Annotated in this window: 22 protein-coding genes; 10 read left to right on the top strand and 12 right to left on the bottom strand. The window is 39.5% G+C overall.

Translation table 11 applies throughout. The annotated features are described in order from the left end of the window. Positions 1–23 precede the first annotated feature (23 nt). From U5907_10395 to U5907_10385, 3 genes are read right to left on the bottom strand one after another with little or no spacing between them, the layout of a single operon-like run. Entirely contained in the window at positions 24–1,418 is a 1,395-nt protein-coding gene (locus U5907_10395) for a bifunctional UDP-3-O-[3-hydroxymyristoyl] N-acetylglucosamine deacetylase/3-hydroxyacyl-ACP dehydratase (GenBank protein WRQ32976.1), read from the bottom strand. Positions 1,419–1,457: 39 nt separating this feature from the next. Further along, a complete protein-coding gene (lpxD, locus tag U5907_10390) occupies positions 1,458–2,450 on the bottom strand; it encodes a UDP-3-O-(3-hydroxymyristoyl)glucosamine N-acyltransferase (GenBank protein ID WRQ32975.1) in 993 nt (330 codons plus the stop codon). Beyond that, a complete protein-coding gene (locus U5907_10385) occupies positions 2,451–3,677 on the bottom strand; it encodes an HD domain-containing protein (GenBank protein ID WRQ34100.1) in 1,227 nt (408 codons plus the stop codon). 126 nt (positions 3,678–3,803) lie between these two features. Here U5907_10385 and rimP point away from each other — a divergent pair, with 126 nt between their 5' ends. Genes rimP through infB form a run of 3 tightly spaced genes read left to right on the top strand, consistent with a single transcriptional unit; the run spans position 3,804 to position 8,524 of the window. Further along, positions 3,804–4,271, top strand: coding sequence for a ribosome assembly cofactor RimP (rimP, locus tag U5907_10380; protein ID WRQ32974.1), 468 nt, complete (start codon positions 3,804–3,806; stop codon positions 4,269–4,271). Between the two features lie 23 nt (positions 4,272–4,294). Further along, positions 4,295–5,533: a transcription termination factor NusA gene (nusA, locus tag U5907_10375; protein ID WRQ32973.1), complete on the top strand. Its 1,239-nt coding sequence runs from the start codon at positions 4,295–4,297 to the stop codon at positions 5,531–5,533. Positions 5,534–5,551: 18 nt separating this feature from the next. Then, positions 5,552–8,524, top strand: coding sequence for a translation initiation factor IF-2 (infB, locus tag U5907_10370; protein ID WRQ32972.1), 2,973 nt, complete (start codon positions 5,552–5,554; stop codon positions 8,522–8,524). Positions 8,525–8,531: 7 nt separating this feature from the next. Here the strand turns inward: infB and murB are convergent, their stop codons facing one another. Next, positions 8,532–10,868, bottom strand: a complete 2,337-nt coding sequence (murB, locus tag U5907_10365) for a UDP-N-acetylmuramate dehydrogenase (GenBank protein WRQ32971.1) — start codon at positions 10,866–10,868, stop codon at positions 8,532–8,534. Further along, complete coding sequence (gene tmk, locus U5907_10360) at positions 10,865–11,536, bottom strand: dTMP kinase (GenBank protein WRQ32970.1); 672 nt, start codon at positions 11,534–11,536, stop codon at positions 10,865–10,867. Before tmk ends, murB begins: the two co-directional genes overlap by 4 nt. Before the next feature lie 19 nt (positions 11,537–11,555). On the opposite strand from tmk, the gene folP reads away from it, so the two are divergent. The 4 genes from folP to U5907_10340 are packed head-to-tail and all read left to right on the top strand — an operon-like array spanning position 11,556 to position 15,791. Then, the gene (gene folP / locus U5907_10355; protein WRQ32969.1) at positions 11,556–12,431 is read left to right on the top strand and encodes a dihydropteroate synthase; all 876 of its coding nucleotides are present in this window, start codon (positions 11,556–11,558) and stop codon (positions 12,429–12,431) included. A gap of 37 nt (positions 12,432–12,468) precedes the next feature. Then, complete coding sequence (purB, locus tag U5907_10350; GenBank protein ID WRQ32968.1) at positions 12,469–13,812, top strand: adenylosuccinate lyase; 1,344 nt, start codon at positions 12,469–12,471, stop codon at positions 13,810–13,812. 12 nt (positions 13,813–13,824) lie between these two features. Further along, positions 13,825–15,102 carry a M64 family metallopeptidase gene (locus U5907_10345; protein ID WRQ32967.1) on the top strand — a complete coding sequence of 426 codons (1,278 nt, stop codon included), beginning with the start codon at positions 13,825–13,827 and terminating at the stop codon, positions 15,100–15,102. Then, on the top strand, positions 15,099–15,791 hold the full coding sequence (locus U5907_10340; GenBank protein WRQ32966.1) for a YjjG family noncanonical pyrimidine nucleotidase: 693 nt from the start codon (positions 15,099–15,101) through the stop codon (positions 15,789–15,791). The genes U5907_10345 and U5907_10340 overlap by 4 nt, the downstream gene beginning before the upstream one ends. A gap of 3 nt (positions 15,792–15,794) precedes the next feature. Here the strand turns inward: U5907_10340 and U5907_10335 are convergent, their stop codons facing one another. After that, a complete protein-coding gene (locus tag U5907_10335) occupies positions 15,795–16,106 on the bottom strand; it encodes a septum formation initiator family protein (protein ID WRQ32965.1) in 312 nt (103 codons plus the stop codon). 86 nt (positions 16,107–16,192) lie between these two features. Between U5907_10335 and U5907_10330 the strand changes: the two genes are divergently transcribed. Genes U5907_10330 through U5907_10320 form a run of 3 tightly spaced genes read left to right on the top strand, consistent with a single transcriptional unit; the run spans position 16,193 to position 18,914 of the window. Next, positions 16,193–17,110 (top strand): nucleotidyltransferase, encoded by a 918-nt coding sequence (locus U5907_10330; GenBank protein ID WRQ32964.1) that lies wholly within the window; start codon positions 16,193–16,195, stop codon positions 17,108–17,110. Between the two features lie 6 nt (positions 17,111–17,116). Beyond that, the gene (locus tag U5907_10325; protein WRQ32963.1) at positions 17,117–17,983 is read left to right on the top strand and encodes a type II CAAX endopeptidase family protein; all 867 of its coding nucleotides are present in this window, start codon (positions 17,117–17,119) and stop codon (positions 17,981–17,983) included. Then, entirely contained in the window at positions 17,955–18,914 is a 960-nt protein-coding gene (locus U5907_10320) for a type I phosphomannose isomerase catalytic subunit (protein WRQ32962.1), read from the top strand. The genes U5907_10325 and U5907_10320 overlap by 29 nt, the downstream gene beginning before the upstream one ends. Here the strand turns inward: U5907_10320 and U5907_10315 are convergent. The 6 genes from U5907_10315 to U5907_10290 form a co-directional block, all read right to left on the bottom strand. After that, entirely contained in the window at positions 18,911–19,300 is a 390-nt protein-coding gene (locus tag U5907_10315; GenBank protein WRQ32961.1) for a S4 domain-containing protein, read from the bottom strand. The two genes, U5907_10320 and U5907_10315, sit on opposite strands and share 4 nt — an antisense overlap. Positions 19,301–19,322: 22 nt before the next feature. Continuing rightward, entirely contained in the window at positions 19,323–19,886 is a 564-nt protein-coding gene (gene pth, locus U5907_10310) for an aminoacyl-tRNA hydrolase (GenBank protein ID WRQ32960.1), read from the bottom strand. 15 nt (positions 19,887–19,901) lie between these two features. Further along, complete coding sequence (locus tag U5907_10305) at positions 19,902–20,492, bottom strand: 50S ribosomal protein L25 (protein WRQ32959.1); 591 nt, start codon at positions 20,490–20,492, stop codon at positions 19,902–19,904. A gap of 116 nt (positions 20,493–20,608) precedes the next feature. Next, complete coding sequence (locus U5907_10300) at positions 20,609–21,781, bottom strand: clostripain-related cysteine peptidase (GenBank protein ID WRQ32958.1); 1,173 nt, start codon at positions 21,779–21,781, stop codon at positions 20,609–20,611. A gap of 4 nt (positions 21,782–21,785) precedes the next feature. Further along, positions 21,786–22,460: a response regulator transcription factor gene (locus tag U5907_10295; protein WRQ32957.1), complete on the bottom strand. Its 675-nt coding sequence runs from the start codon at positions 22,458–22,460 to the stop codon at positions 21,786–21,788. Further along, on the bottom strand, positions 22,457–23,812 hold the full coding sequence (locus tag U5907_10290) for a HAMP domain-containing sensor histidine kinase (GenBank protein WRQ32956.1): 1,356 nt from the start codon (positions 23,810–23,812) through the stop codon (positions 22,457–22,459). The genes U5907_10295 and U5907_10290 overlap by 4 nt, the downstream gene beginning before the upstream one ends. Positions 23,813–23,918 lie beyond the last annotated feature (106 nt).

Below are 23,918 nucleotides of genomic sequence, written 5' to 3'. Positions count from 1 at the left end.
TATTTATTTCCTTTTCTATCTTTCTATTTATTTTTGATGACCTGAGCAACCATCTCGCCTTCACATACAAGAGTATCACCTACAAATGCCTCTCCCTTCATACAGACAATTGAACGCCTTAAAGGAGCAGTCAAAGTCAGTCTGATTACAAGAACATCTCCGGGTACAACCTTCTTTTTGAATTTGACTCCATCAATTTTGGCAAAATATGTTGAGTATCTCTCAGGCTCATCAAGTTCAGAGAGCACCAATATACCACCAACCTGTGCCATTGCCTCAATTATCAATACTCCCGGCATAACAGGCTCTTCCGGGAAATGGCCGATAAAAAATCCCTCATTAACACCTACTGTTTTAACACCTACTACATGGTGAGGTGTCATCTCAATAATTCTGTCAACCATCAGGAACGGAGGTCTGTGCGGCAGAAGTTTTTTTATTCCGTTAATATCAACAAGAGGTTCGTCGTTTAAATCAAACTTTGGAACTACTGGTTTTGAGAAGAACTCTTTTGCAGCTTTTCTCAGCAGCTGGGCAATTTTGGTATTTACCTTATGTCCGGGTTTATTTGCAATTATCTTGCCTTTAAAGTAGAAGCCGGCAAGGGCAATATCTCCAAGTACATCTAATAGTTTATGTCTTGCACATTCGTTGTCAAACTGTAATTCCAAATGGTTAAGATAACCGGCAGATCCCCTTTCCAACCTCCTTTCACCAAACAGATTTGACAACCTTTCAAGCTCCTCCTGAGGGACCTCATTCTCCACAATTACAATTGCATTGTTAAGATCTCCCCCTTTTATAAGGTTATTTTTAAACAGTGGCTCCAGTTCGTGAAAGAAAACGAATGTTCTGCACGGCGCTATTTCATTTTTAAAATCTGTTTTCTCATCATATCTGGCAAACTGATGACCCAGGACTTTTGAATTAAAATCTATCATCACCTCTGCAGAAAACATATCGTCAGGATAAACAGAGACCTCAGTCCCGCTCTCCTCATCTCTGACTACAATCTTCTCCTTAACCTCAAAATATACTCTTTTTGCATCCTGATCCTGATATCCCCCTTCTGAAAAAGCCTCCGCATATAGCTTTGAACTTCCGTCAAGAATTGGAACTTCCGGTCCGTCAAGAGATATAAGAGCATTATCAATACCCAGACCATAAAGAGCTGCAAGTATATGTTCAGGTGTGGCAACAGAGGCCTCACCCTTAACTAATGTTGTATTTCTGGCAGAAGGGGCTACAAAATCTGCTATTGCTTCCACAATTGGTTCACCCGGCAGATCAACCCTTTTAAATTTAATGCCGTGATTTTCAGGGGCGGGTGTAATAAACATAGTAACATGCACTCCAGTGTGCAAACCCTTTCCTGAAAATGTATATGATTGATTTAATGTTCTTTGATTAACTTGCATAAAGATTCTGGATGTGTAAAACTTGGCAAAGATAGTAATTTATTGATTTTTGTGTAATTTTTTAAACATAGCATAGGCTCTTAAATACTCTTTAGCATCAATTGCAGGAGATCCAAGAAGAACCTCTCCCTCGCTCTTTACACTGCTCATAATCCCGGCCTGAGCGCCTATTTTTGTATTATCAGCTACAGTAATGTGTCCTGATATACCCACCTGCCCACCTATCTGACAATTTTTGCCGATTTTAGCAGACCCGGCCACTCCTGCGAGAGCAGCAATTACTGTATTCTCTCCAATCTCTACATTATGAGCAATCTGGATTAGATTATCAAGTTTTACACCTCTCCTTATTATTGTTGATCCCATTGTAGCTCTGTCTATTGTAGTACCGGCACCAATCTCAACATTATCTTCTATAATGACATTACCGGTTTGGGGAATTTTTTTATAGCTCCCGTCAGCAGAGGGGGCAAAACCGAAACCATCGGCACCAATAACAGCATTTGAATGAATAATACAATCAGCGCCAATTACTGATCCTGAGTAAATTCTTACTCCCGGATGAATAACAGAACCATCTCCAATGGTAACATCGTTTCCAATGTAAACCTGCTCCATTATCTGGGCACCCTTTCCTATAACTGATCTTTTTCCAATATGTGAAGAAGCCCCTATATAGCTACCCTTTCCAACTTTTGCACTCCATGCTACACTGGCTCTCCATGATCTCCCGGCTCTCCTGGACTCTTTCATTGAATTAAATAGTCCCAGCATTACAGCTACAGCCTCATACGCATTATCAACCTGTACCATTGTGGAGGTCACCGGAGAAGAGGGAACAAAATCCCTGTTAACTAAAACAACACTTGCTTTTGTTTTATATATATAAGCTTCATATTTGGGATTTGCGAGAAAACAGAGAGATCCTTCCCGGCCATCTTCTATTCTTGACATTGTCTTCACAACTGCATCAGGGTTACCAATTACGGTCCCTTTCAGATGTTCGGCAATATCCCTTGCTTTAAGTTCCATCTAAATGTAAAAATTTTTGGGAGTGCAAAGAAAATACTTTTTGGTGATTTGGGAAAAAGCTTTAGAAGAGAGCATATCGGAAATTTCGTAAATATCCCAGCTCCCTCCATTTTTTGTCAATATCCTTATGTTCTCCTCGTTTTGGTCGTATCCTCTGTTTTGCACCTCTCCTGTTTTGACAAAATAACGGGAATACTCCCGCGGAAGGTTGTAAGTTCTTTCAAACTCGCTGATCTTTGCCTCAAAAGTTATGCCATCAAATGGCTCTTTTGAGAGTTCTATATGGGGGAGTCTCCTTTCGACAAGCATTCTGCAAAGCCTGGACAGAACAATGTCTTCATTAATACACCATTGTTTAATTGCAGAGATAACATCAGAATCATCCAGTCTGGCGAACATATCCAGCACCTCAGGATTAGACATTGAGTTTATCTCAACTGACTTTTCAAGAAAATAGAGTAGCGAAGGAGAGCCCTTTAGTGAAGAAGATGCTGAGTGAATCTCTCTTGCCCTGTTTATTATCTCTACAAGAAGTTGTTCTGCTGCTATTACAGTTTTATGAAGATAGACCTGCCAGTACATCAATCTTCTAGAAATCAGGAATTTTTCAACAGAGTAGATACCTTTCTCTTCTATTACTAAATTGTTATTTTTGACAGTCATCATTTTAATAATTCTTTCATGGCCTATCATACCCTCGGCTACTCCGGAAAAGAAACTGTCTCGTCTTAAATAATCAAGCCTGTCAACATCAAGCTGACTGGATACTAGCTGATGGAGAAATCTTTTGGAGTATTTCCCGGTAAAAATATCAATTGCAACAGAGATTTTTCCGTTCATCTCTTTATTGATAATATCCATCAACTGCAAAGTAATCTCTTCGTGTGATACTCCCTTAATTATATTATTTTCAAGGGCATGACTGAATGGTCCGTGGCCAATATCGTGAAGCAGTATAGCAACCATAGCCTGCTCCTGCTCACTCTCATCAATAATAACACCCTTTGTCCTTAATGAATTCACAGCCTCATTCATCAGGTGCATAGCTCCAAGGGCATGGTTAAGCCTTGTATGGCAGGCACCGGGGTAAACCAATGATGTAAGTCCCAGTTGCTTAATCTCTTTGAGTCTTTGAAAGAGTGGATGTTGAATTATATCAAGGATTATTCCGCCTGGAATGTTTATAAATCCATGAACCGGATCATTAATTATTTTATACTGCTGTATCATTGAGTAAAGGTATTAATAAAAAATATTTTCATAGTAAAAAAAATATACCTATATTTGCACCGGATTTGAGAAAAGGAGATAAGGGGACGGCAGTCCCCTTATTTATTACATTTACAGCACATAATGATTTCAAACGAAAAAATAGCAGAAGCCATAGAGTCTTACCTTGAGTCGCATTCACTCTTCCTTGTCTCAGTTGAGATAAGTAAAGAGAATGACATAGAGGTAACTGTTGATTCAGAGGGCAGAGTTGATCTGTCACACTGTATTGATATAAACAATATTATTGAAGAGCGTTTTGACCGGGAGAGCGATGATTACTCTCTTACTGTCACATCAGCGGGACTTGATCAGCCTTTTAAAGTATTAAGACAATATCATAAATATATAGGCAAAGAGGTTGAAGTTGTTTTAAAGAGCGGCTCAAAAATCAAGGCGATATTGGAAAACGCTGACAATGAAAGCATAGAGATAAGCGAAGAGAAGAGTATAAAAGTAGAAGGGAAGAAGAAAAAAGAGAGAGTAATTGAAAAAAGGGCTCTTCAGTTTTCAGAAATCAAATCCACCAAACCTGTAATAAATTTCAAGTAATACAATAAAGGAACTTACCTATTATGGAAGGGTTAAATTTAATAAGCACATTTGCTGAATTCAAAGAGTTGAAAAACATTGACCGTCCTACTATGATGAGTGTACTGGAAGATGTCTTCCGTAATCAGCTCATTAAGATGTATGGTACTGCAGACAACTTTGATATCATCATAAACATAGACAAAGGAGACTTTGAAATATGGAGAAACCGGGAGGTTGTTGAGGTGGTTGAAGATCCAACCTCTCAGATTTCACTTGAAGAGGTGTCAAAAATTGACGATTCACTTCAAGTTGGAGAGCTTTACCCGGAGGAGGTCAGACTATCGGCCTTTGGAAGAAGAGGGATACTTAACCTTCGCCAGAACCTGTCAGGAAGAATAATGGATATTGAAAAGGCCAACCTTTACAATACCTATAAGGAGAGAGTGGGAGAGGTTGTTGTTGGTGAGGTATATCAAGTATGGAAAAAAGAGGTTCTTGTAATGGACGAAGAGGGGAATGAACTTCTTCTCCCAAAAACTGAACAGATTCCATCAGACTTTTTCCGCAAGGGAGATTCTGTAAGAGCTGTTGTTGCAAGGGTAGATCTGAAAAACAACAACCCTGTTATTGTTCTCTCCAGGACTGCAAATGAATTCCTTGAGAGGCTTTTTGAACAAGAGGTACCAGAGATTTTCGACGGATTAATTACGATCAAAAAAATTGTTCGTATTCCGGGAGAGAGAGCAAAGGTGGCTGTGGAGTCTTACGACGAACGAATTGACCCTGTTGGAGCATGTGTGGGGGTAAAGGGTTCTAGAATACACGGAATAGTTAAAGAGCTTCGCAACGAAAATATTGATATAATTAACTGGACTTCAAATATGCAGCTTCTTATCCAGAGAGCATTGAGTCCCGCAAAAATAACTTCAGTCAAGATTCACGATGATATAAAGAAAGTTTTTGTATCGCTGAATCCAAGCGATGTATCACTTGCAATTGGCAAGGGAGGAAGCAATATTAAGCTTGCCGGGCAATTGGTAGGGATGGAGATAGAAGTCTTCCGTGAAATTGACGAAGATGAAGATGATGTCCTTTTAGAGGAGTTTTCTGACGAAATTGATGAGTGGGTTATCAAAGCTCTTCAATCAATTGGTTGTGATACAGCAAAAAGCGTCCTTGCTATACCAGATGCCGAGATTGCCAGAAGAGCTGATCTTGAGGTAGAAACCGTTATGGAAGTTAAAAAAATATTGAACTCAGAATTTGAGGAGAACAATTAAAAAACAGAGTGCAGACATATGACAGAAAGCGAAAATATAAGAGTTAACATAGTTCTCAAGGAATTCAACATTGGGCTGGGGACCTTGGCTGATTTCCTTAAATCCAAAAAAATTGACATAGACCTTAAACCAATCACTAAGATTACGCCGGATGTCTATGCTCTCATTCAAAAAGAGTTTGGTAAGGAGCAACTTATCAAAGAGCAGTCCAAGAAAGTTGCAATTAAGGTGAAGGATATTACTGAAAAGGCAGAGATGAATAAACACGATGACAGTGATTATGATCCTCATGTCAGAGAGGTTTTTATCAAAACCACCATCGTGGAACCCCCACAACCCAAGATAGTTGGAAAAATTGACCTCGATAAACCTTTCCATCAGCAACACCCGGCGACTCCCCAGAAACCGGAAGTTAAAGCTGAACCAATCGTTGTTCCTGAGGTTAAACCAGTAGTTAATGAGGCTCCTGTAGTAGAAAAGCCGGTAGAGATCCCGGTTGAAAAGCCTATCGAAAAGCCTGCAGAGATACCTGTTGAAGAACCGGTAAAAGAGCCGGCAGAGAAACCGGCAGAAGCAATGGTTGAAAAGCCGGCAGAAGAGCCTGTTGCAGAGATTATCACAGAAGCAGCCGAGGAAACAATTGAGAAAACGATTGAAAAGCCTGTTGAAAAGCTTGTTGAAAAGAAGATTGAGAAAAAGACAGATCCAAAAAAGGCAAAGCCAATTCAAATCAACATTAAGAAAGAGGAGCCTAAAGAGGAGACTCAGGCACCTGTTCCGATTGAACATATTGAGACAAAAGTTGAGAAGCTTGCCGGCCCAAAAATTAGTGGGACAATGGACCTCTCTCAGTTTGAAAAGAAAAAGAGCGAGCCTCGTCTTCATAAAGGCAAGAGAGAGAGAATTCATAAAAGCGGAAAAGAGAAGGTTGATATTACAAGAGAGGCAGGTTCAGATCGCAAAACAGTTAAAAAAGATGAGACTCCAGCTACTGCTGCTGCTGCAACTTCCAGAAATCTCAGACCTTCAAAAGACTCAAAACATCTGGTTAAATCTAAAGACAGGTTTAAACCTGTGAGATCTGAGGTGGATGAAGATGAGGTTCAAAAGCAGATTAAGGAGACTTACGCTCGTATGACTGAGGGTAAAGGCAAAACAAAGGGTTCTAAATACAGAAGAGACAAGAGAGATCTGGTCAGTCAAAAGATGATGGAGGAGCAGGAGATGCAGGAGAGGAGCTCTACCATTCTCAAAGTAACAGAATTTGTAACGGTTAACGACCTGTCAATAATGATGGATGTTCCGGTTACAAAAGTTATTGAGGCATGTATGAACCTTGGTCTGATGGTATCAATCAATCAGCGTCTTGATGCTGAGGCCATGGTACTGGTTGCCGAGGAGTTTGGATTTACAATGGAATTTATCACTGCCGATATTCAGGGAGCGATACAGGAGGAGCAGGATACCGAGGAGAACCTCCAGCCAAGACCTCCAATTGTTACAGTAATGGGACACGTTGACCATGGTAAAACTTCCCTTCTAGACTATGTCAGAAAAGCAAATGTAATTGCCGGTGAGGCTGGTGGTATTACTCAGCATATTGGAGCCTACAATGTAAAACTACCTGACGGACAAAGAATAACATTCCTGGACACTCCTGGTCACGAAGCTTTTACAGCGATGCGTGCAAGGGGAGCTAAAGTAACAGATATTGCAATAATAATTATTGCGGCTGACGACGCTGTGATGCCTCAGACAAAAGAGGCCATTAACCACGCTCAGGCTGCAGGGGTCCCAATGATTTTTGCAATCAATAAAATTGACAAACCGGGGGCTAACGGCGAGAAGATTAAAGAGCAACTTGCAAATATGAACCTCCTGGTTGAAGATTGGGGTGGTAAATATCAGTGTCAGGAGATCTCCGCAAAACAGGGACTCAATGTAGACAAACTCCTTGAAAAAATTCTGCTTGAGGCAGAGCTACTGGATCTTAAGGCAAATCCTAACAAGAATGCAAACGGGACAGTAATTGAATCCTCACTTGACAAAGGAAGAGGATATCTTGCTACTGTTCTGGTCCATACTGGTACAATGAAGGTTGGTGACTTCCTTCTGAGCGGAAGCTATCACGGTAAAATCAAGGCAATGTTCAATGAGCGTGGACAGAAGATAGCAGAAGCTGGTCCTTCTACTCCTGTTTCAATACTTGGATTAAACGGAGCACCGGCTGCAGGGGAGATTTTCAATGTAATGAATGATGAAAAAGAGGCAAAGGATATTGCAAACAAGAGAGAGCAACTCATAAGAATCCAGGGTCTTAAGACACAGAAACACATTACACTTGAAGAGATTGGCAGAAGAATAGCAATTGGAAACTTCCAGGAGCTTAATATAATAGTAAAAGGTGATGTGGATGGATCAATAGAGGCATTGTCAGACTCTCTGATTAAACTCTCTAATGAAGAGATTCATGTAAATGTCATACATAAAGCAGTTGGTGCCATCTCTGAAAGTGATGTTCTCCTTGCTGCTGCATCAAATGCTATTATTATCGGATTCCAGGTAAGACCATCATCCAATGCAAGGAAACTTGCAGATAAGGAGGAGATTGAGATAAGACTATACTCTGTTATCTACGATGCTATCAACGAAGTTAGAAGCGGTATCGAGGGGATGCTTGCACCAGAGGAGAAAGAGGAGATTACTGCAACTGCAGAGGTTCGTGAAACATTCAAAATCTCAAAAGTTGGAACGATTGCCGGATGTATGGTTAAGGAGGGTAAACTCACAAGAAGTGCCAAGATAAGAGTTATCAGAGATGGTATCGTTATCTATACCGGAACTCTTGGATCCCTTAAGAGGTTCAAGGATGATGTCAAAGAGGTTGCTTCAGGTTATGATTGCGGTCTTAATGTTGATAATTTCAACGACATTAAAGTTGGAGATATTATTGAATCTTACACTATTGTTGAAATAAAGAGAAAACTCTGATTTCAGGTCATACGATATTAACCTCTGGTTCAATATCAATATCAAAGCGCTCCTTGACAGCAGCACGAATTTCGTCTGCAAGGTCAAGGAGCTCTTTTCCTTTTGCCCCGTCAAAAGCGAGTAAAACCAATGCCTGATTTTCGTGAACACCAACATTACCTCTTCTCATACCTTTGAATCCACACTGGTCAATTAACCAAGCGGCAGGAACTTTGCTCAACCCATCTGAAACAGGAAAAATCTTTAGTGACGGATATTTATCTTTCAGGACAGAGGCCTTTTCAGAAGAGATAACAGGGTTTTTAAAAAAGCTTCCGGCATTACCTATAACCTTTGGATCAGGCAATTTTGATTCTCTGATTCTGCAAACAATTTCACGAATATCAGCAATTCCGGGATTCTCAATTTTTGATAAAGAATCTGAAAGGTCTGCGTAATTACCGTTTATTACAGGATACTTCATTAGCTTAAAGAGTACGCTTGTAATTATAGTTCTTCCCTTAAGCTCTCTTTTAAATATTGAATCACGGTATCCAAATTTACAATCGGCTCCATCAATCTCCACCATCTGAAGCTTAACTGTATCAAAATATCTTACAGACATAATTGAATCAGCTGCCTCCGCTCCGTAAGCACCAATATTCTGAACAGGTGAGGCACCTACACAACCCGGAATTAGCGAAAGGTTCTCAAGTCCACCCCATCCTCTGTCAACTGTATAATTTACAAGATAATCCCATTCCACCCCAGCTCCGGCTCTAAGTAAAACAGCATCTTCATTATCTCCCTCTACAGATATTTCAACCATATCCGGGTGAATTACAATCCCTCCAAAATCTCCCTTAAAAAGAATATTTGAACCGGAGCCAATGACCAACCTCTCCATATTTTTTAACTCCTCGACACTGAACAACTCAATTAGCTCCTCTTCAGCAGCAGGGGCAGCGTACCAATCGGTGTATACATCCAGACCAAGAGTATTCCTGGCTTTAAGACTCTCTCTCCATACAACACTGCATTTTAAATCCTTTACCTTCTTCATTATTAACTCTTTCCCTATTAAAGTACCCTCAATCTGAGGAGCGCTCTCCTGTAACATATTATGTTTATACGCAAATCTGAAAATAAACCTCATTACTACAATAAGCATCAGAAAAAACAGAATTGAGATCTCTGCAATAAGGGTCTCTTTTATTCTTCTCTCTGCCGAAAGTAATTCAGCATCTGCATTTTTTATATCCGAAATACCACCTGAAGAGGTAGCCAATTTGGTAAAATCCATCATTGACCACTTTGCACCAATAACACCTCCAGCCATATAGACCACTCCCCCATTTGAGCGATTAAGAGCTATCAGTGTTTTAAAATCTGTATAATACACATCGCAATCAACCCCTACAGCTCTTTTAATACTATCGGCAATCTCCCCTGAGGCTCCACACAATACTATATGAGGAGTGCTGGAGTCTCCAATTTTATTGTGAATCAATTTTAATGTAGTGTAGTGAGATGCAGATAATCTGTCAATATAAGGAATCACGGTAATAAATACTCTCTCTAAAGAGAGCAGGGAATCAGTAACATAGTTTCCGTATGAATCTGAAACTGCAAAATCAGTTAAAGATGGAAATCGATCAACTGATGCAGGTACTGTTTTTGAATCAATAAATGTCCAGGTTGAATCCGGAATCTCATCGATTGAAAATTTCTCTCTTTTCCCCTCCTTCTCATAAATAAGTTCTGTTATAAATTCTGCCCTCCTTGGATCTCTTATTCGGGCAAGCTCCTCGTTCAAATCTGTACCGGTATGAAACGGTGTAAAGTCAACCAAAGGTAAATGGTTTATGGCATAAATGCCTGTACCGCCAAGCAACATGGTATATAGGACAACTGTTCCCCACTCCCACGCGGGCGGAGCAACGGGTATAAATTTACCTCTCTGATAATATATAATTAATGATGCGACAAGCAGAGCAATATTTTTGATAAAAGTCTCCCAGTGGGTCAATTTAAATGCCTCTCCAAAACAGCCGCAATCGCTTATTGGATTTGCCAACGCAAGATATAGTGTCAATAGAGTGAAAAATACCATAAATACCAAAAGAGCCTTGGTAGCTACCCGCATTCTGAGCCCAAGAAGTATTGAGATTCCAATAAGAGCTTCGATTACCGAGAGAATTAACCCCATAATCAAAGCAAATGTCCTCATATCAGTGAGGCCGATAATTTTAAGATACTCGCTTACAACCAATCCGTTTCCTACAGGGTCTGCCAACTTCAGAAAGCCGGCAAGCAGGAAAACCAATCCGGTAATAACTCTTGCTATAGCCCTCACAAATTTCATAGCTCAATATTTTCTCTGATTCTTTCAAAAATCTCTTCAGGTTTTAGCATATCTCCCTCAGGGGATGAGCAGTCAATCCTGCGAAGTCCCTCTCCTCTGCCACACTCGTCTATGTATACATCCCTTACCCTCTCCTGAAATTTGATACTCTCTTCATGTATGTCTCTTGCTCCCTTAAGATACTCTCTGTCGCCTCCGCTTCTGTTTCCGTTTAGTTTGCTGTCAACAAAAGAGAGCGGGACATCAAGAAAAAGGTTTTTATCAGGCCTGGGAATACCAAAATGGCCATATTCGGCCTGGAAAATCCAATTTCGCAACTCTTCCGCACGGTCAAAATCATTAATTTTTGCACACTGAAAGGCAATATTTGAATAGAGATATCTGTCAAGAATAACCACACAACCACTCTCCAGCCACTCTTTAATCTGAGAAGAGGCATCTCCTCTGTCACCTGCAAATAAGAGGGCTATCAGAAATGGGTGAACCTCTTCAATTCCGCCCAACTCTCCCCTGAGAAATCTGGATATAAGATCTCCATAAACAGGTGAATCATATCTTGGAAAATGGAGGAATCTAACCTCTCTTCCTCTCTCTTCAAAATATCTGCGTAACAGCTCAATCTGGGTAGATTTACCTGCTCCGTCCAGTCCTTCAAGCACAATCAACATAATTAAAACAGCTATATTTGTGACAGAAAACAAAGTTAGACAAAAAAGAAGAGATAAGATGATAACCATTGATAAAATATCCAGCCCTCTGATAATGGGGATTATAAACCTAAATAATGACTCATTTTACGAAGGGAGCCGATGCTCAACAGATGAGGAGTTCTGTCTGAGATACGAAAAATTACTGTCAGAGGGGGCTGATATCATTGACCTTGGAGCCTGCTCTACAAGACCCGGATCCATACCGGTAAGCGAAGAGGAGGAGTGGGAAAGGCTTAAGCCGGCTCTTAAAAGGGTGCTGCTTAACTATCCGGAGAGCGAGATCTCTATTGACACCTTCAGATCATCTATTGTATTAAGAGCCTTTGACTTTGTAGGAGATTTTATTATCAATGATATCTCTGCCGGAGAGGATGATCCGGATATGTTAAAAATGGCTTCCCGGCTTGAGCTTCCATATATTGCAATGCATAAAAGGGGTACCCCTGAAAATATGCAAACTATGTGTGACTATGAAAATGTGACTCTAACAGTAAGAGAGTATTTTGAGGATTTTATCAACAGAGCCACAGAGGCAGGGATCAAAGATATTATAATTGACCCCGGATTTGGTTTTGCTAAAAACCTGGATCAGAACTACAAGCTTCTGAGAGAAATGGATAATTTGAAAATTGAGAGAGGTAACTCCGGTAAATACTATCCCATCCTGGCAGGGCTCTCTCGCAAAAGTATGATTTATAAACTACTGGAAAAGGATCCATCTGATGTATTACATGCAACATCCGCACTTAATCTGACAGCATTAATAAACGGAGCCTCTATTTTAAGGGTGCACGATGTTAAAGAGGCCTCTGAAATTGTCAAAATCTACAAAAAACTAACTGAAAAGGCTTAATTTATTATTATTTTTGACTCTTTAATCAAGCAATATTATGCAACAACATCCAATTACATCGCTCTCTCCCGTTGACGGAAGGTATGCTTCTCAGGTTAGAGAACTTTCCGGATATTTTTCCGAATATGCTCTAATACGGTACAGAGTCTTTGTTGAAATTGAATATTTTATAGCTCTGTGCGAAATACCTCTCCCTCAGCTAAAATCAGTCACTGAAAATGAGAAGTCTCTTCTAAGGGAGATCTCCGGAAAATTCTCAATTGAGGATGCTCTGAGAATCAAAGAGATTGAAAAAATTACAAACCATGATGTAAAGGCTGTTGAATATTTTATAAAAGAGAGAATTTCAGGGAGTGCCCTTGAGAAAATGGGTGAATTTATCCATTTTGGACTCACATCGCAGGATATAAATAATACCTCTGTCCCTTTGTCTCTTCTTGAGGGAATCAGAGATGTATATCTTCCAAAACTCTCATCCATTCTTAACAAACTAACAGAGATGTCTGAAGAGTGGTCTGATATACCAATGCTTGCCAGAACTCACGGACAGCCAGCCTCTCCCACAAGGGTAGGCAAAGAGATCTACGTATTTGTATCCAGACTTAAAGAGCAGATTGAGATGCTGGAACACACAAAATTCTCTGCAAAATTTGGTGGTGCAACCGGAAATTTCAATGCTCATCATGTTGCATACCCTGAGATTGACTGGAACAACTTTGCAGAGACTTTTGTAAACGGGAAACTTGGACTCTACAGATCATATCCAACGACACAAATAGATCATTATGATCACCTCTCTGCTCTTTTTCACAATCTATCCAGGATTAATACAATTTTACTGGACCTCTGCAGGGATATATGGAGCTATATATCAATGGAATATTTCAGACAAAGAGTCAAAGAGGGAGAGGTTGGCTCATCGGCAATGCCTCATAAAGTGAACCCCATTGACTTTGAGAATGCGGAGGGTAATCTGGGACTTGCTAATGCAATATTTACACATCTTGCAGAGAAACTGCCTGTCTCCAGGCTTCAAAGAGACCTTACTGACAGTACTGTTTTAAGAAATGTGGGAACCCCGATAGCCCATACAATTATATCATTTAACTCAATAGAAAAGGGGCTTGGCAAACTTATCATTGACAAAGAGGCCATCCGGGAAGATCTGGAGGCAAACTGGGCAGTTGTTGCTGAAGGGATTCAGACTATACTCAGAAGAGAGGGTTTTCCAAAGCCTTACGAGGCCCTTAAGGCTCTTACCAGAACCGGAAGACCAATCGACAGCAATGCAATTAAGGAGTTTATTGACCAACTTGCTGTCTCCGAAAATATAAAGGATGAGTTGAGGAAAATCACGCCGTTTACATATACAGGAATTTAAATAACATATCTTATGAAAAGGATAGCTGTACTTACCGCTCTGCTCCTTATTACAAATCTGCTTCGCTCTCAGGCTATTGATTTTGACACCCATTTTACAGGCGAGAGGCTCAGGATTGATCTGGTATTTGCCGGAGATGCAGAAAAACAGGATATTTATCTGGAGGGGCTTACTCTGGAGCCACATTGGAGCGGAACAAGGAGCAAACTGGCAGACCCTTTCAATTATGGGGAGTTCCGGATTGAGGTGAAAGAGAACAATAAAATTATTTATTCAGCAGGATTCAATAACCTTTTTCAAGAGTGGCGTACTACTTCAGAGGCAAAAGAGAACAAGATGGCTTTTACCGGATCGTGCAGGATTCCATTTCCAAAAAAGGGGGTAGATCTTATATTTTATGAGAGAGTTAAGGCAAGCGGGAAGTTTTCTCAACTGGCAAAATTCAGCATAGATCCTGCCGATAAATTAATTAAGCGAGAGATAGAACATAATTTTAAAACAGACACAATCCACTACTCCGGAGATCCGTCAAAAAAGGTAGACCTGTTATTTATTGCAGAGGGCTATACTCAGGAGGAGATGGGAAAATTCAGGCAGGATGCTAAAAGATTTGCATCTTACCTTTTCAATACTGAGCCATACAAATCACGGATGAAAGATTTTAATGTATGGGCTGTAGAATCAGTATCACAGGAGAGTGGTCCCGATATTCCCCACTATGGTGTTTGGAAGAACACTGTTGCATCATCAAACTTCTATACTTTCCGTACTGACAGATATTTAACGGCACCTGATCATAAAAGGGTCTCAACTCTTGCATCTTTATCTCATTGTGATGCAATGTATGTAATTGTAAACACAGACAAATACGGCGGGGGAGGAATTTACAATTACTACGGGTTAAGTATGTCAGATCATAAATTTGCCTCAGAGGTATTTGTTCACGAGTTTGGCCATAGCTTTGCAGGGCTCGCAGATGAGTACTACTCTTCAGATGTTGCTTACGAAGATTTCTATAATTTAAAGGTTGAGCCCTGGGAACCTAACATAACAACACTTGTTGATTTTGATTCTAAATGGAAGGGGCTGATTTCTCCGGGGACACCTGTTCCAACTCCTCAAAACAGCACATTCTCCAATACAACAGGGGTTTTTGAAGGTGGTGGATATATGGCAAAAGGAATTTTCAGACCTGCTATTGAATGCAGAATGAAGAGTAACGAAGCCCCCGGGTTCTGTGAAACCTGTAAGGCTGCAATAAACTCTATGATTGATTACTATACTAAATGAAGATTAGAAAAGATTATAAATACATTTTGTTTGACCTGGACAGAACATTGTGGGATTTTGATGCCAATGCCAGAAACAACATCTACCAACTACTTGACAAATACAATGTTCCGGTAGGTGATAAATCTGAATTCTTTGAACAATATGAACAAATAAACCACATATTGTGGGCCGGTTACGAGAAAGGAGATATCAAAAAGGAGGAACTTAGATGGTTAAGATTCCATAAAGCATTTAACCTTTATGGAATTGATGATGAAAATTTTTCAAAAGAGTTTGGTGAAGTATATCTTGATGAGATGCCAAATCAGAATATTCTGATGCCTCATGCTATGGAGGTGCTTGAAAAACTTCATATGAAGGGTATAAAAATGGCTGTTGTATCAAACGGGTTTAAAGAGGTTCAGTACAGAAAACTAAACAAATCCGGAATTGATAAGTTTTTCCAGGCCGTAATGATTTCTGAAGAGCAAGGTGTACACAAACCCTGCCCAATTATTTTTAAACGGGCAATCAAGGCTATCGGCGGCGATAAAAAAGAGACCCTGATGGTTGGGGATGATTTTGCAAATGATATTGAAGGGGCTATGATTTTTGGAATAGATCAGTTTTTCTATAATTATAAAAACACCCCTTGTGACGGTGGACCTACATATGAATCTGACGATCTCAGAGACCTCCTTATCTGAGATCTATTTTTTATCCTCCAGAATCAGATAGAGATCCTCGTTCTCCTTATAGAACTTGTACTGCTCCCTCGCAAATTTCTCAAGACTATCTTTGTTTGAGCTAAGTTCGTGCAGCTTCTCCTCAATTGATTCAATCTCCTCTCTGTAATATCTCTTCTCCTTCTCCTGAGAACTGATACTGGATACTACCCTGGAACACTTTATCAGAGAATTGCTGTCAAAGAATGTGATCCATACAAAAAAAACGACAGTAACAAGCAGATACTTGTTTTTTACTATTTGCCAGAATCTTGTTTCCTTGAATTTATTGAACATATGAGCGCTGCAATCAAATTGATATGCAAAAATAGAAATATAATTTGTTATTTTTGTTGAATATACAATCTATCTATAAGTTCGATATGACAAAACCAACACTACTGGTATTGGCCGCCGGAATGGGCAGCAGATACGGAGGGCTTAAACAACTTGACGGAGTGGGCCCTTCCGGGGAGACAATCATGGATTATTCAGTTTACGATGCAATTCAGGCTGGGTTTGGAGAGGTAGTTTTTGTAATCAGAAAACACTTCCGCTCAGATTTTGAGGAGAGAATAAGAGCCAGATACGGAGATAGAATCAAATTTAACTTTGTTGAGCAGGAGCTGGAAAACATTCCCGTTGGATTTAAGTTAAATAAGGAGAGGAGCAAACCCTGGGGAACAGGACATGCAGTAATGATGGCAGCGCATGCTATCACAACTCCCTTTGCAGTTATAAATGCTGACGACTACTATGGACAGGATTCATTCAGGATCCTGGCAGACTTTTTAAATTCTGTTGCCGGAAAAAGCGGAGAGTATGCTATGGTAGGTTTTATGACAGCCAATACCCTTTCTGAGGCAGGAAAGGTATCAAGAGGAATATGCAGTTCAGACGCAAACTCTCTTCTCACTTCAGTAGAGGAGCATCATAATATCTTTGAAGAGGAGATTGACGGATTAAAAAAAATCATGGGAGACAACTCTGCAGGAGTAAGAGTGGAAATTGATAAAATGGCTCCGGTTTCAATGAATATGTGGGGATTCACTCCAGACTATTTTACAATGAGTGACCAGCTTTTTATTGAGTTTTTAAACAAAAATATTGAGAATCTGACATCTGAGTTCTACATTCCATATGTTGTTAACAAACTTATATCCAGTGGAAAAGCAACCTGCAAACTACTGTCAACTCCTGACAAATGGTTTGGAGTAACATTCAGGGAGGATAGAGAGAGAGTGGTAGAGAGCCTCTCCAATTTAGTTTCCGGTGGTAAATACCCTACCCCTTTATTCTAATTTCCCATGCAACTTAATAAGTACTTTAAATATCTTGACTCGTACCTACCTGACCTAAAACAGAGCTGGATTCTTCTTGCGCTTACTGCGCTGGTAGGTATGCTGGTAGCCGGATTCGGAACACTTGCAATCTCATTTGCAGTCCCATCTGCAGCTAAATGGGCAGATTTAATAATATATCCACTTGTATTTCTTCCAGCTACAATATTTATAATAGGAGAGATTCGCAATCAGAGAGAAATGAGCCTTATTGAGCCAAACAGAATCCCCCCCACCCGGCCGGTTAACTCAAAGAATTTTGGAAAACTTGGGATGACTTTAAGCTTTATAATCATCTTTTTCCTGATTTTTACTTTTAATATTGCTACAGAACCCCTTTATACATGGATGGGTGTTCCGGATTTTATCAAAGAATTTTACGATAACATGAAGCTCAATCCGTGGAGCTCATTCCTGACAGTTGTAATATTTGCACCCCTGTTTGAGGAGTTACTTTGCAGAGGCGTTATCTTAAGAGGACTCCTTCATCACATCACACCCGCAAAAGCAATATTCTGGTCTGCTCTTATGTTTGCAGTTATGCACCTGAACCCATGGCAGGCTCTCCCGGCATTTATGGTTGGTTTACTGATGGGGTGGATATACTGGAAAACAGGATCACTACTCGCCACCATTTTTATACATTTTGTTAATAATGGATTCTCTTTTATGATTACACTACTCTTTCCGGATATGGGAGCAGATGCCACTTTCTCATCCCTGATGCCATTTAATCAATACATAATTCTTTATGTTTTTTCAATTTTGTTTACCATCGCATCCCTTTGGTATTTAAAAAGCAACTATGACAAATCTATATCCACTGAAGTTTAAACCCATACTTAAAGAGAGAGTCTGGGGAGGAGAGGTATGGCAAATAAGCGGTCTTGATGACGACACCTCTCTTGTTTCAAATGGTTTTCTTCGTGAAAACACTATTAACGAATTAATTGAGACATATCTCGGGGAATTTACCGGAGATGCTATATATGAATCGTTTGGAAATATATTTCCGCTTCTGGTCAAAATTCTGCAGATAAATGACTCTCTCTCTCTTCAGCTCCATCCATCTGATGAAATTTCGCTTGAGAGACACGACTCTTACGGAAAGACAGAGTGCTGGTATATTCTGGAGGCTAAGCCAGATGCTAAAATATACCTGGGGCTCAACAGAGATCTTACACCTCAGGAATTTTATGAACACTGCCAGAATGAGAGCGTAGAAGGGATTATGAATATTATAAATCCTAAAAAGGGGGATTTTGTATTTATAGAACCCGGGACTCTCCACTCCGCAACCGGAGGGATCACTGTTGCCGAGATTCAGCAGGTATCAGACATCACATACAGAGTTTACGACTGGGGAAGAGAGCATAATCCTGAGACTGCCAGAGAGATGCACCTTGATGAGGCCATAGATTGTATAAATTACAGAAAACTTGAGATTAAGCCCCCACTCTACCTTAGAAATGATGAATTTCTCTCAGTAAATGGCTCCAGGAAAAACCTCGCAGATTGCAGCTACTTTAAAGTCTCTCTCATTGAAGTTAATGAAAAAGAGCGTCTTGAAAGTGACATCTTTAATAGTTTTATAATTTACTTTTCAGTTGACGGAGAGGCAATTATTAAAGGTGGAGATGGTGTAGTATCCCTGATGAGGGGGGAGTGTGCAATATTACCAGCCTACATTGGCGAGTACACAATAGAAAAGGCAACACCATCGTGTCACCTTCTGGAAATAATTGGTAAGCCGAGAGTTAATTAATCCTCATCATCCCACCAGAGAGTATCCATAACTCCATCCATCTCTCTCCGCTCCTTCTTGGTTGGTCTGCCGGTGCCTCGCTCTCTTACCATATGCATTGTCTCTTTAGGAACCAATAACTTATCTAGCTCAGACTGAGGGGTAGTATTTTGAACAAACTCCTCAACCAGTCTGGCCGGCTGTCTTTTATCGATAGGAGTTTTCACATTGAATGAGTATGTAACAATACCTTTTCTGACAGTAACTCCATCTCCGCTCTTTATCTCACGGGAGGATTTAGCCTCTGTTCCATTAACTTTTACCCTCCCGCTTTTACAAGCATCGGCTGCTTCAGAACGGGTTTTAAAAACTCTTATTGACCAAAGGAATTTGTCAAGACGGCTCATATCCTGAAATATTTAAGAATATTTATTTTGTGTTGCAGATATTCATTGTACGCTCAACACCAATTGTTCCAAATGAACGGATAGCATCAGCAGCCTTATCACAGATGAAAGGCAACTCTTTACGCTCCCGCTCACTCCATCTGCCCAGGACATAATCAATTTGCCCTCCGTCTCCAAAGTTATCACCAATTCCAACCCTGAGCCTTGCATAATTAGTATGACCAAGAGTGGCTGCAATATCCTTAAGACCATTGTGTCCCCCGTCACTGCCCTGTTTCCTCATTCTCAATGTACCAAGAGGGAGTGCCAGGTCATCAACAATAACAAGCATATTCTCTACCGGAATCTTCTCTGCCTGAAGCCAGTAATTTACTGCCTTTCCGCTTAGATTCATAAAAGTAGAGGGTTTTAAGAGAATAAAATTCTTTCCTTTGTAACGATATTCGGCAACAGAACCCAGACGACGACTCTCAAAAGAGATGTTGGACGCCCCGGCAAGGACATCCAACACATTAAAGCCAATATTGTGACGGGTATCTGCGTATTCAATGCCGATATTTCCTAAACCGACTATTAAAAAACTCATGCCCGTATCAGTTTACTATTTGTTTGCAGCAGCAGCAGCGGCAGCAGCACCAATAGCAGCACGGGTCATCTTAACAGCGCAGATAATTGAACTCTTAGGGCTAAGAATCTGAACTCCATCATAAGATAGTTCGCCGGCTACAATTGTTTTTCCCAGCTTAAGGTTTGTAATATCTACATTAAGTGTATCAGGAAGCTTATCAATCATTGCAGAAATTTTAAGCTTACGAGTAGACTGCATTAGTTTACCACCCTGCTTAACACCGTCAGAGTTTCCGCTAAGAACAACGGGAACATTGATAGTTACAGGTTTTCCCTCAGCAATGGCAAGAAAATCCACATGCAGAGGCTCATCTGTTACAGGATGATACTGTGAACTGTGGAATGTAGCAAGATACTTTTTGCCATCAATATTCAATTCAATAATGTAAGAGTTTGGAGTATAGATAATTTGACCAAGCTCCTTTTTATCAATAGAGAAAAGGATATTCTCCTTAATATTCTCTCCGTAAAGTACGCAAGGAACGCGCTCCTCTCTTCTTAATGTTTTTACAGCCTGTTTGTTTGAAACCTTTCTTGCAAGGCCCTCCAGTTGAATTGTTTTCATAAAAATAATTTAAAATGTGTTACTCAATCCGGTTTACGGATCCCATCGCACCAAAAAGCTTGACTTTTTTTTAAGTTGCCGAGGCAATTTTGGGAGCGCAAAGTTAATGAAAAATATCAATTAACCAATTTTGTACGCTGATTCCACTCAAATGTCCGGTAGAAGGTCTCCAGATCACCTCCCGGTATTTCAGGTATATATACTGATAATCCCGAAAAATTATCTATAGGAATGTCCAGAAAGTTTTTTGTAGCCTTTTTGAGAATAACAGCCTCTCCGCTCTCTTTTTGGAATTTCAGTAACTGAGACGGAGTTGCTATTTTTGAGATATAATGCTCAAGATCAAAAAAGTAATCCTGCCCAAGCCTGAAATAGGGCTGAACGCTACTTCTGCTGACAGAAACCATTTTTTCCCTGTTTTGGGTAAATATCTCTTCACACACTACTGCAATATCCTCAATCTCATCCGTATCATAGAGAGCAATTGTTGCAGAATTATACAGTGTATATGGGCTATCCCCCTTTGGAACATAATAGTTGTAAAAAATATTTGCAACCTCTTCAAGATCTGCCCTGTACTCAAATAAAGGGAGCATAACGCTTTCATAAGGGAATCCGGTGGCAAGTATCTCTGTAGGTGATGCCATAATATAGTCTGCCTTTTTCCTTAATTCATATGCAACCTCAATCCCTCCCATAAAGCAGCAGTCAAAAATCAAAAACTCTAATTTATAAGGTATAGCATCTCTAAGCTCAGATATCTCCATTTCCACATCCCTGTCCTCACCAAAGGATTTCACAATAGATGAAAATGGATCTTCTAATCTTACTCCGGGAAATTTATTATTTCCATAATAGCCCTGAGGTAACCAGCCTGAGGCGTGAGACCATAGAATAACTCCATAATTATCTGCCGGAAAAATAGTCTTTATTTTAGTAAGAACACCCTTTAGAACCTCAGGAGAGGCCGAGTTGTGATCTTCATAAAAAGCCACAATGTCCTCAACAAAAAGGCCATTCTGGTCTTTGTACATTCTAACCAGTTCAGGCTTCTCTCCTTTAATATGTTTATAAACAAGAAGAATATTCTTATCATTTACAGATGGCACATACCCATCCCTGAGAGCTTCCACATTATCCTTTGCGTATGTACTTAAATTATTATTGGCTGCAAGATAAAGCAGCACAACCCTGTCATAATCCCTCCCTAGCCCTATCTTCTCACAAGAGACGCCCAAAAACAGGGAGATAAGAATTAGAGAAAGCAGACTATATACTCTAACCTTCATCACACTAATCCTTTACTGAAACAATTGAATAACCCACACCCCTGATATTCTCAATTGAAAGGGGCGTCCCCTCAAGTTTCCGTCTTGTTTTGTAGACAAGAACATCAAGATTATTAATATTATCAATATTATGATCACCCCAGACCTTAATAATTATCTCATCAACTGAACAGATTTTGTTTTCATTCTCAAATAATACCTTCAAGAATTTGTTCTCGGTTTTTGTCAGCGGAATCAATTTGTCTCCATTTTTAATACAACATTTATCAGCAAGGTAGTATTCGTTGTCCAGAACCGGCTCTCCGCCTGCTGCATCTATAAGCTGAAAAGCTCTGACAATTCTCAGGTGAAGCTCCTTGAGTCCAAAAGGCTTACGAAGATAGTCGCAATTACCCAATCCCAGACCCTTAACAACGCTCTCCTCGTCTGAAAGCGATGTAATAAAAATTATCTGAACAGAGCTGGTTCTTCTTATTATTTTAGCCAGATTAAACCCGTCAATCTCAGGCATATTAACATCAAAGAGCATTAACTCAGGTTTAAAGTCAAGAAACTGCTCATATGCAGACTGACCATTATCCGTATACCTTACATCATAACCATTAAAAGTCAGAAATTGATACATAATCTGACCAAACTCTCTCTCATCTTCTGCTATTAGAATTCTTCTTCTTTTCATCCTTTTTTAACTGTAAAGAAAAATTTACTGCCCTTCCCCGGTGTGCTCTCCACTTTAACATCTCCCTTATGACTCAGAGCAACCCATTTTACATAGTTAAGCCCCAATCCAAAACCCTTACCTTTTGTTGCATGTTCTGCAGATTTAACTCTGTAGAACCTTTCAAATATTCTCTTTTGATCAGCAGGAGCAATCCCTATACCATTATCCTCTACAATTATAGTAATATAATGCGGATTTTCCTCAGCATAAATTTTAATATGCACACTGTCAGATGAATATTTAACAGCATTCTCAATAAGATTACCCATAGCATTTGATATATGAATCTTATCTCCGTAAATCAACATAGCCGGATCAAAGAGAGGCTCAATCTCTATATTTTTATCACTTCTGTTAAAGTAATGATTAAGGTACTGCGAGATGGACTCCATAAACGGAAAGTTCTCTTTTATAAGATTAACCTTATTCTTTTCCAGTTTATTAATATCAAGCAGTTTTTCAATAAGTCTGTTTATATAAATAACCTTATTTCTGGAGAGCTCCAGAAAATTATTTACCTCGCTCTTCTCGCTGTACATCTCAGCCATCTCAATTGAAGAGAGAGCACTCTGCAAAGGAGACCTAAGCTCATGAGTAAAGAAACTGGTAAGATTCTCCTTAAGTTGCGCAAGAGTAATCTGCCTGGACAACATCTTAAATTGAAGAACAATAGCAACAACGATAAAAACCAGTAAGACCAGAGATGCCAAACCAATAAGCAAAAAATCACCTTTGTAAACAAATAGAGGGTAGTAGATTTTTGCTCTAATAACAAGTGATTTAGATGCATTCAATGGTATTTCAGTTGTGTAATATGAAAAAGTAGATGTCAAATAATCATTTTCGTTGCTTTTTTCCTGGTAAACTTCCGTATCTAGATTTAAATAGGTTAAATTAAAATTAGCATCAATACTATTTATGTGTAATTCGTTACTAAAAATCACAGTTAAAGAATCTAGATTTAAGGGATAAATGTCCTTAAGTAAATCTTGAAAAACTTCCTCCATTGACAATTTAAAAGATTGTCTCTTACCTGTTGAATCATAGTCTAAAACCAATCTCTGTGGAAAAACATTATCAATGGAACTACTATCATTTTTATTATAGAATTGAAAACTTACATTATTTTTAAGATTACTTGTCTGTAACCTAGATTCTAGTTCAATTGTAATTGATGTGCGAAGAGCATTAGTGCTATTTGTCTTAAAATCTGCTCGTTCATTAACAATAACCTTATATAGCCATACACTTTGTACAACAAGTAAAGAAAAAATCACTATTATTGAGAGAGTCAGGGCTTTGCGTATCATACCTTAAAAATTAAGGTAAAAGTAAGGAAAATGTAAGGAAACAGAAAGGATTCAGGGAAATTTACATATCATATTTGTATTGAAAAAATGAACTAAAAATAATTAT

The organism is Bacteroidales bacterium MB20-C3-3, from assembly GCA_035609245.1.
GTDB lineage: Bacteria > Bacteroidota > Bacteroidia > Bacteroidales > UBA932 > Bact-08.
Note: the sequence above shows the minus strand (reverse complement) of the source record. Positions and strands in the feature narration are given on the sequence as shown.

Bases quoted from the DNA above. Each gene is read 5' to 3' on its own strand.
- U5907_10395 (WRQ32976.1), bottom strand. From the start codon at position 1,418: ATGCAAGTTAATCAAAGAACATTAAATCAATCATATACATTTTCAGGA.
- lpxD (WRQ32975.1), bottom strand. From the start codon at position 2,450: ATGGAACTTAAAGCAAGGGATATTGCCGAACATCTGAAAGGGACCGTA.
- rimP (WRQ32974.1), top strand. From the start codon at position 3,804: ATGATTTCAAACGAAAAAATAGCAGAAGCCATAGAGTCTTACCTTGAG.
- nusA (WRQ32973.1), top strand. From the start codon at position 4,295: ATGGAAGGGTTAAATTTAATAAGCACATTTGCTGAATTCAAAGAGTTG.
- infB (WRQ32972.1), top strand. From the start codon at position 5,552: ATGACAGAAAGCGAAAATATAAGAGTTAACATAGTTCTCAAGGAATTC.
- murB (WRQ32971.1), bottom strand. From the start codon at position 10,868: ATGAAATTTGTGAGGGCTATAGCAAGAGTTATTACCGGATTGGTTTTC.
- tmk (WRQ32970.1), bottom strand. From the start codon at position 11,536: ATGTTGATTGTGCTTGAAGGACTGGACGGAGCAGGTAAATCTACCCAG.
- purB (WRQ32968.1), top strand. From the start codon at position 12,469: ATGCAACAACATCCAATTACATCGCTCTCTCCCGTTGACGGAAGGTAT.
- U5907_10345 (WRQ32967.1), top strand. From the start codon at position 13,825: ATGAAAAGGATAGCTGTACTTACCGCTCTGCTCCTTATTACAAATCTG.
- U5907_10340 (WRQ32966.1), top strand. From the start codon at position 15,099: ATGAAGATTAGAAAAGATTATAAATACATTTTGTTTGACCTGGACAGA.
- U5907_10335 (WRQ32965.1), bottom strand. From the start codon at position 16,106: ATGTTCAATAAATTCAAGGAAACAAGATTCTGGCAAATAGTAAAAAAC.
- U5907_10330 (WRQ32964.1), top strand. From the start codon at position 16,193: ATGACAAAACCAACACTACTGGTATTGGCCGCCGGAATGGGCAGCAGA.
- U5907_10325 (WRQ32963.1), top strand. From the start codon at position 17,117: ATGCAACTTAATAAGTACTTTAAATATCTTGACTCGTACCTACCTGAC.
- U5907_10320 (WRQ32962.1), top strand. From the start codon at position 17,955: ATGACAAATCTATATCCACTGAAGTTTAAACCCATACTTAAAGAGAGA.
- U5907_10315 (WRQ32961.1), bottom strand. From the start codon at position 19,300: ATGAGCCGTCTTGACAAATTCCTTTGGTCAATAAGAGTTTTTAAAACC.
- pth (WRQ32960.1), bottom strand. From the start codon at position 19,886: ATGAGTTTTTTAATAGTCGGTTTAGGAAATATCGGCATTGAATACGCA.
- U5907_10305 (WRQ32959.1), bottom strand. From the start codon at position 20,492: ATGAAAACAATTCAACTGGAGGGCCTTGCAAGAAAGGTTTCAAACAAA.
- U5907_10300 (WRQ32958.1), bottom strand. From the start codon at position 21,781: ATGAAGGTTAGAGTATATAGTCTGCTTTCTCTAATTCTTATCTCCCTG.
- U5907_10295 (WRQ32957.1), bottom strand. From the start codon at position 22,460: ATGAAAAGAAGAAGAATTCTAATAGCAGAAGATGAGAGAGAGTTTGGT.
- U5907_10290 (WRQ32956.1), bottom strand. From the start codon at position 23,812: ATGATACGCAAAGCCCTGACTCTCTCAATAATAGTGATTTTTTCTTTA.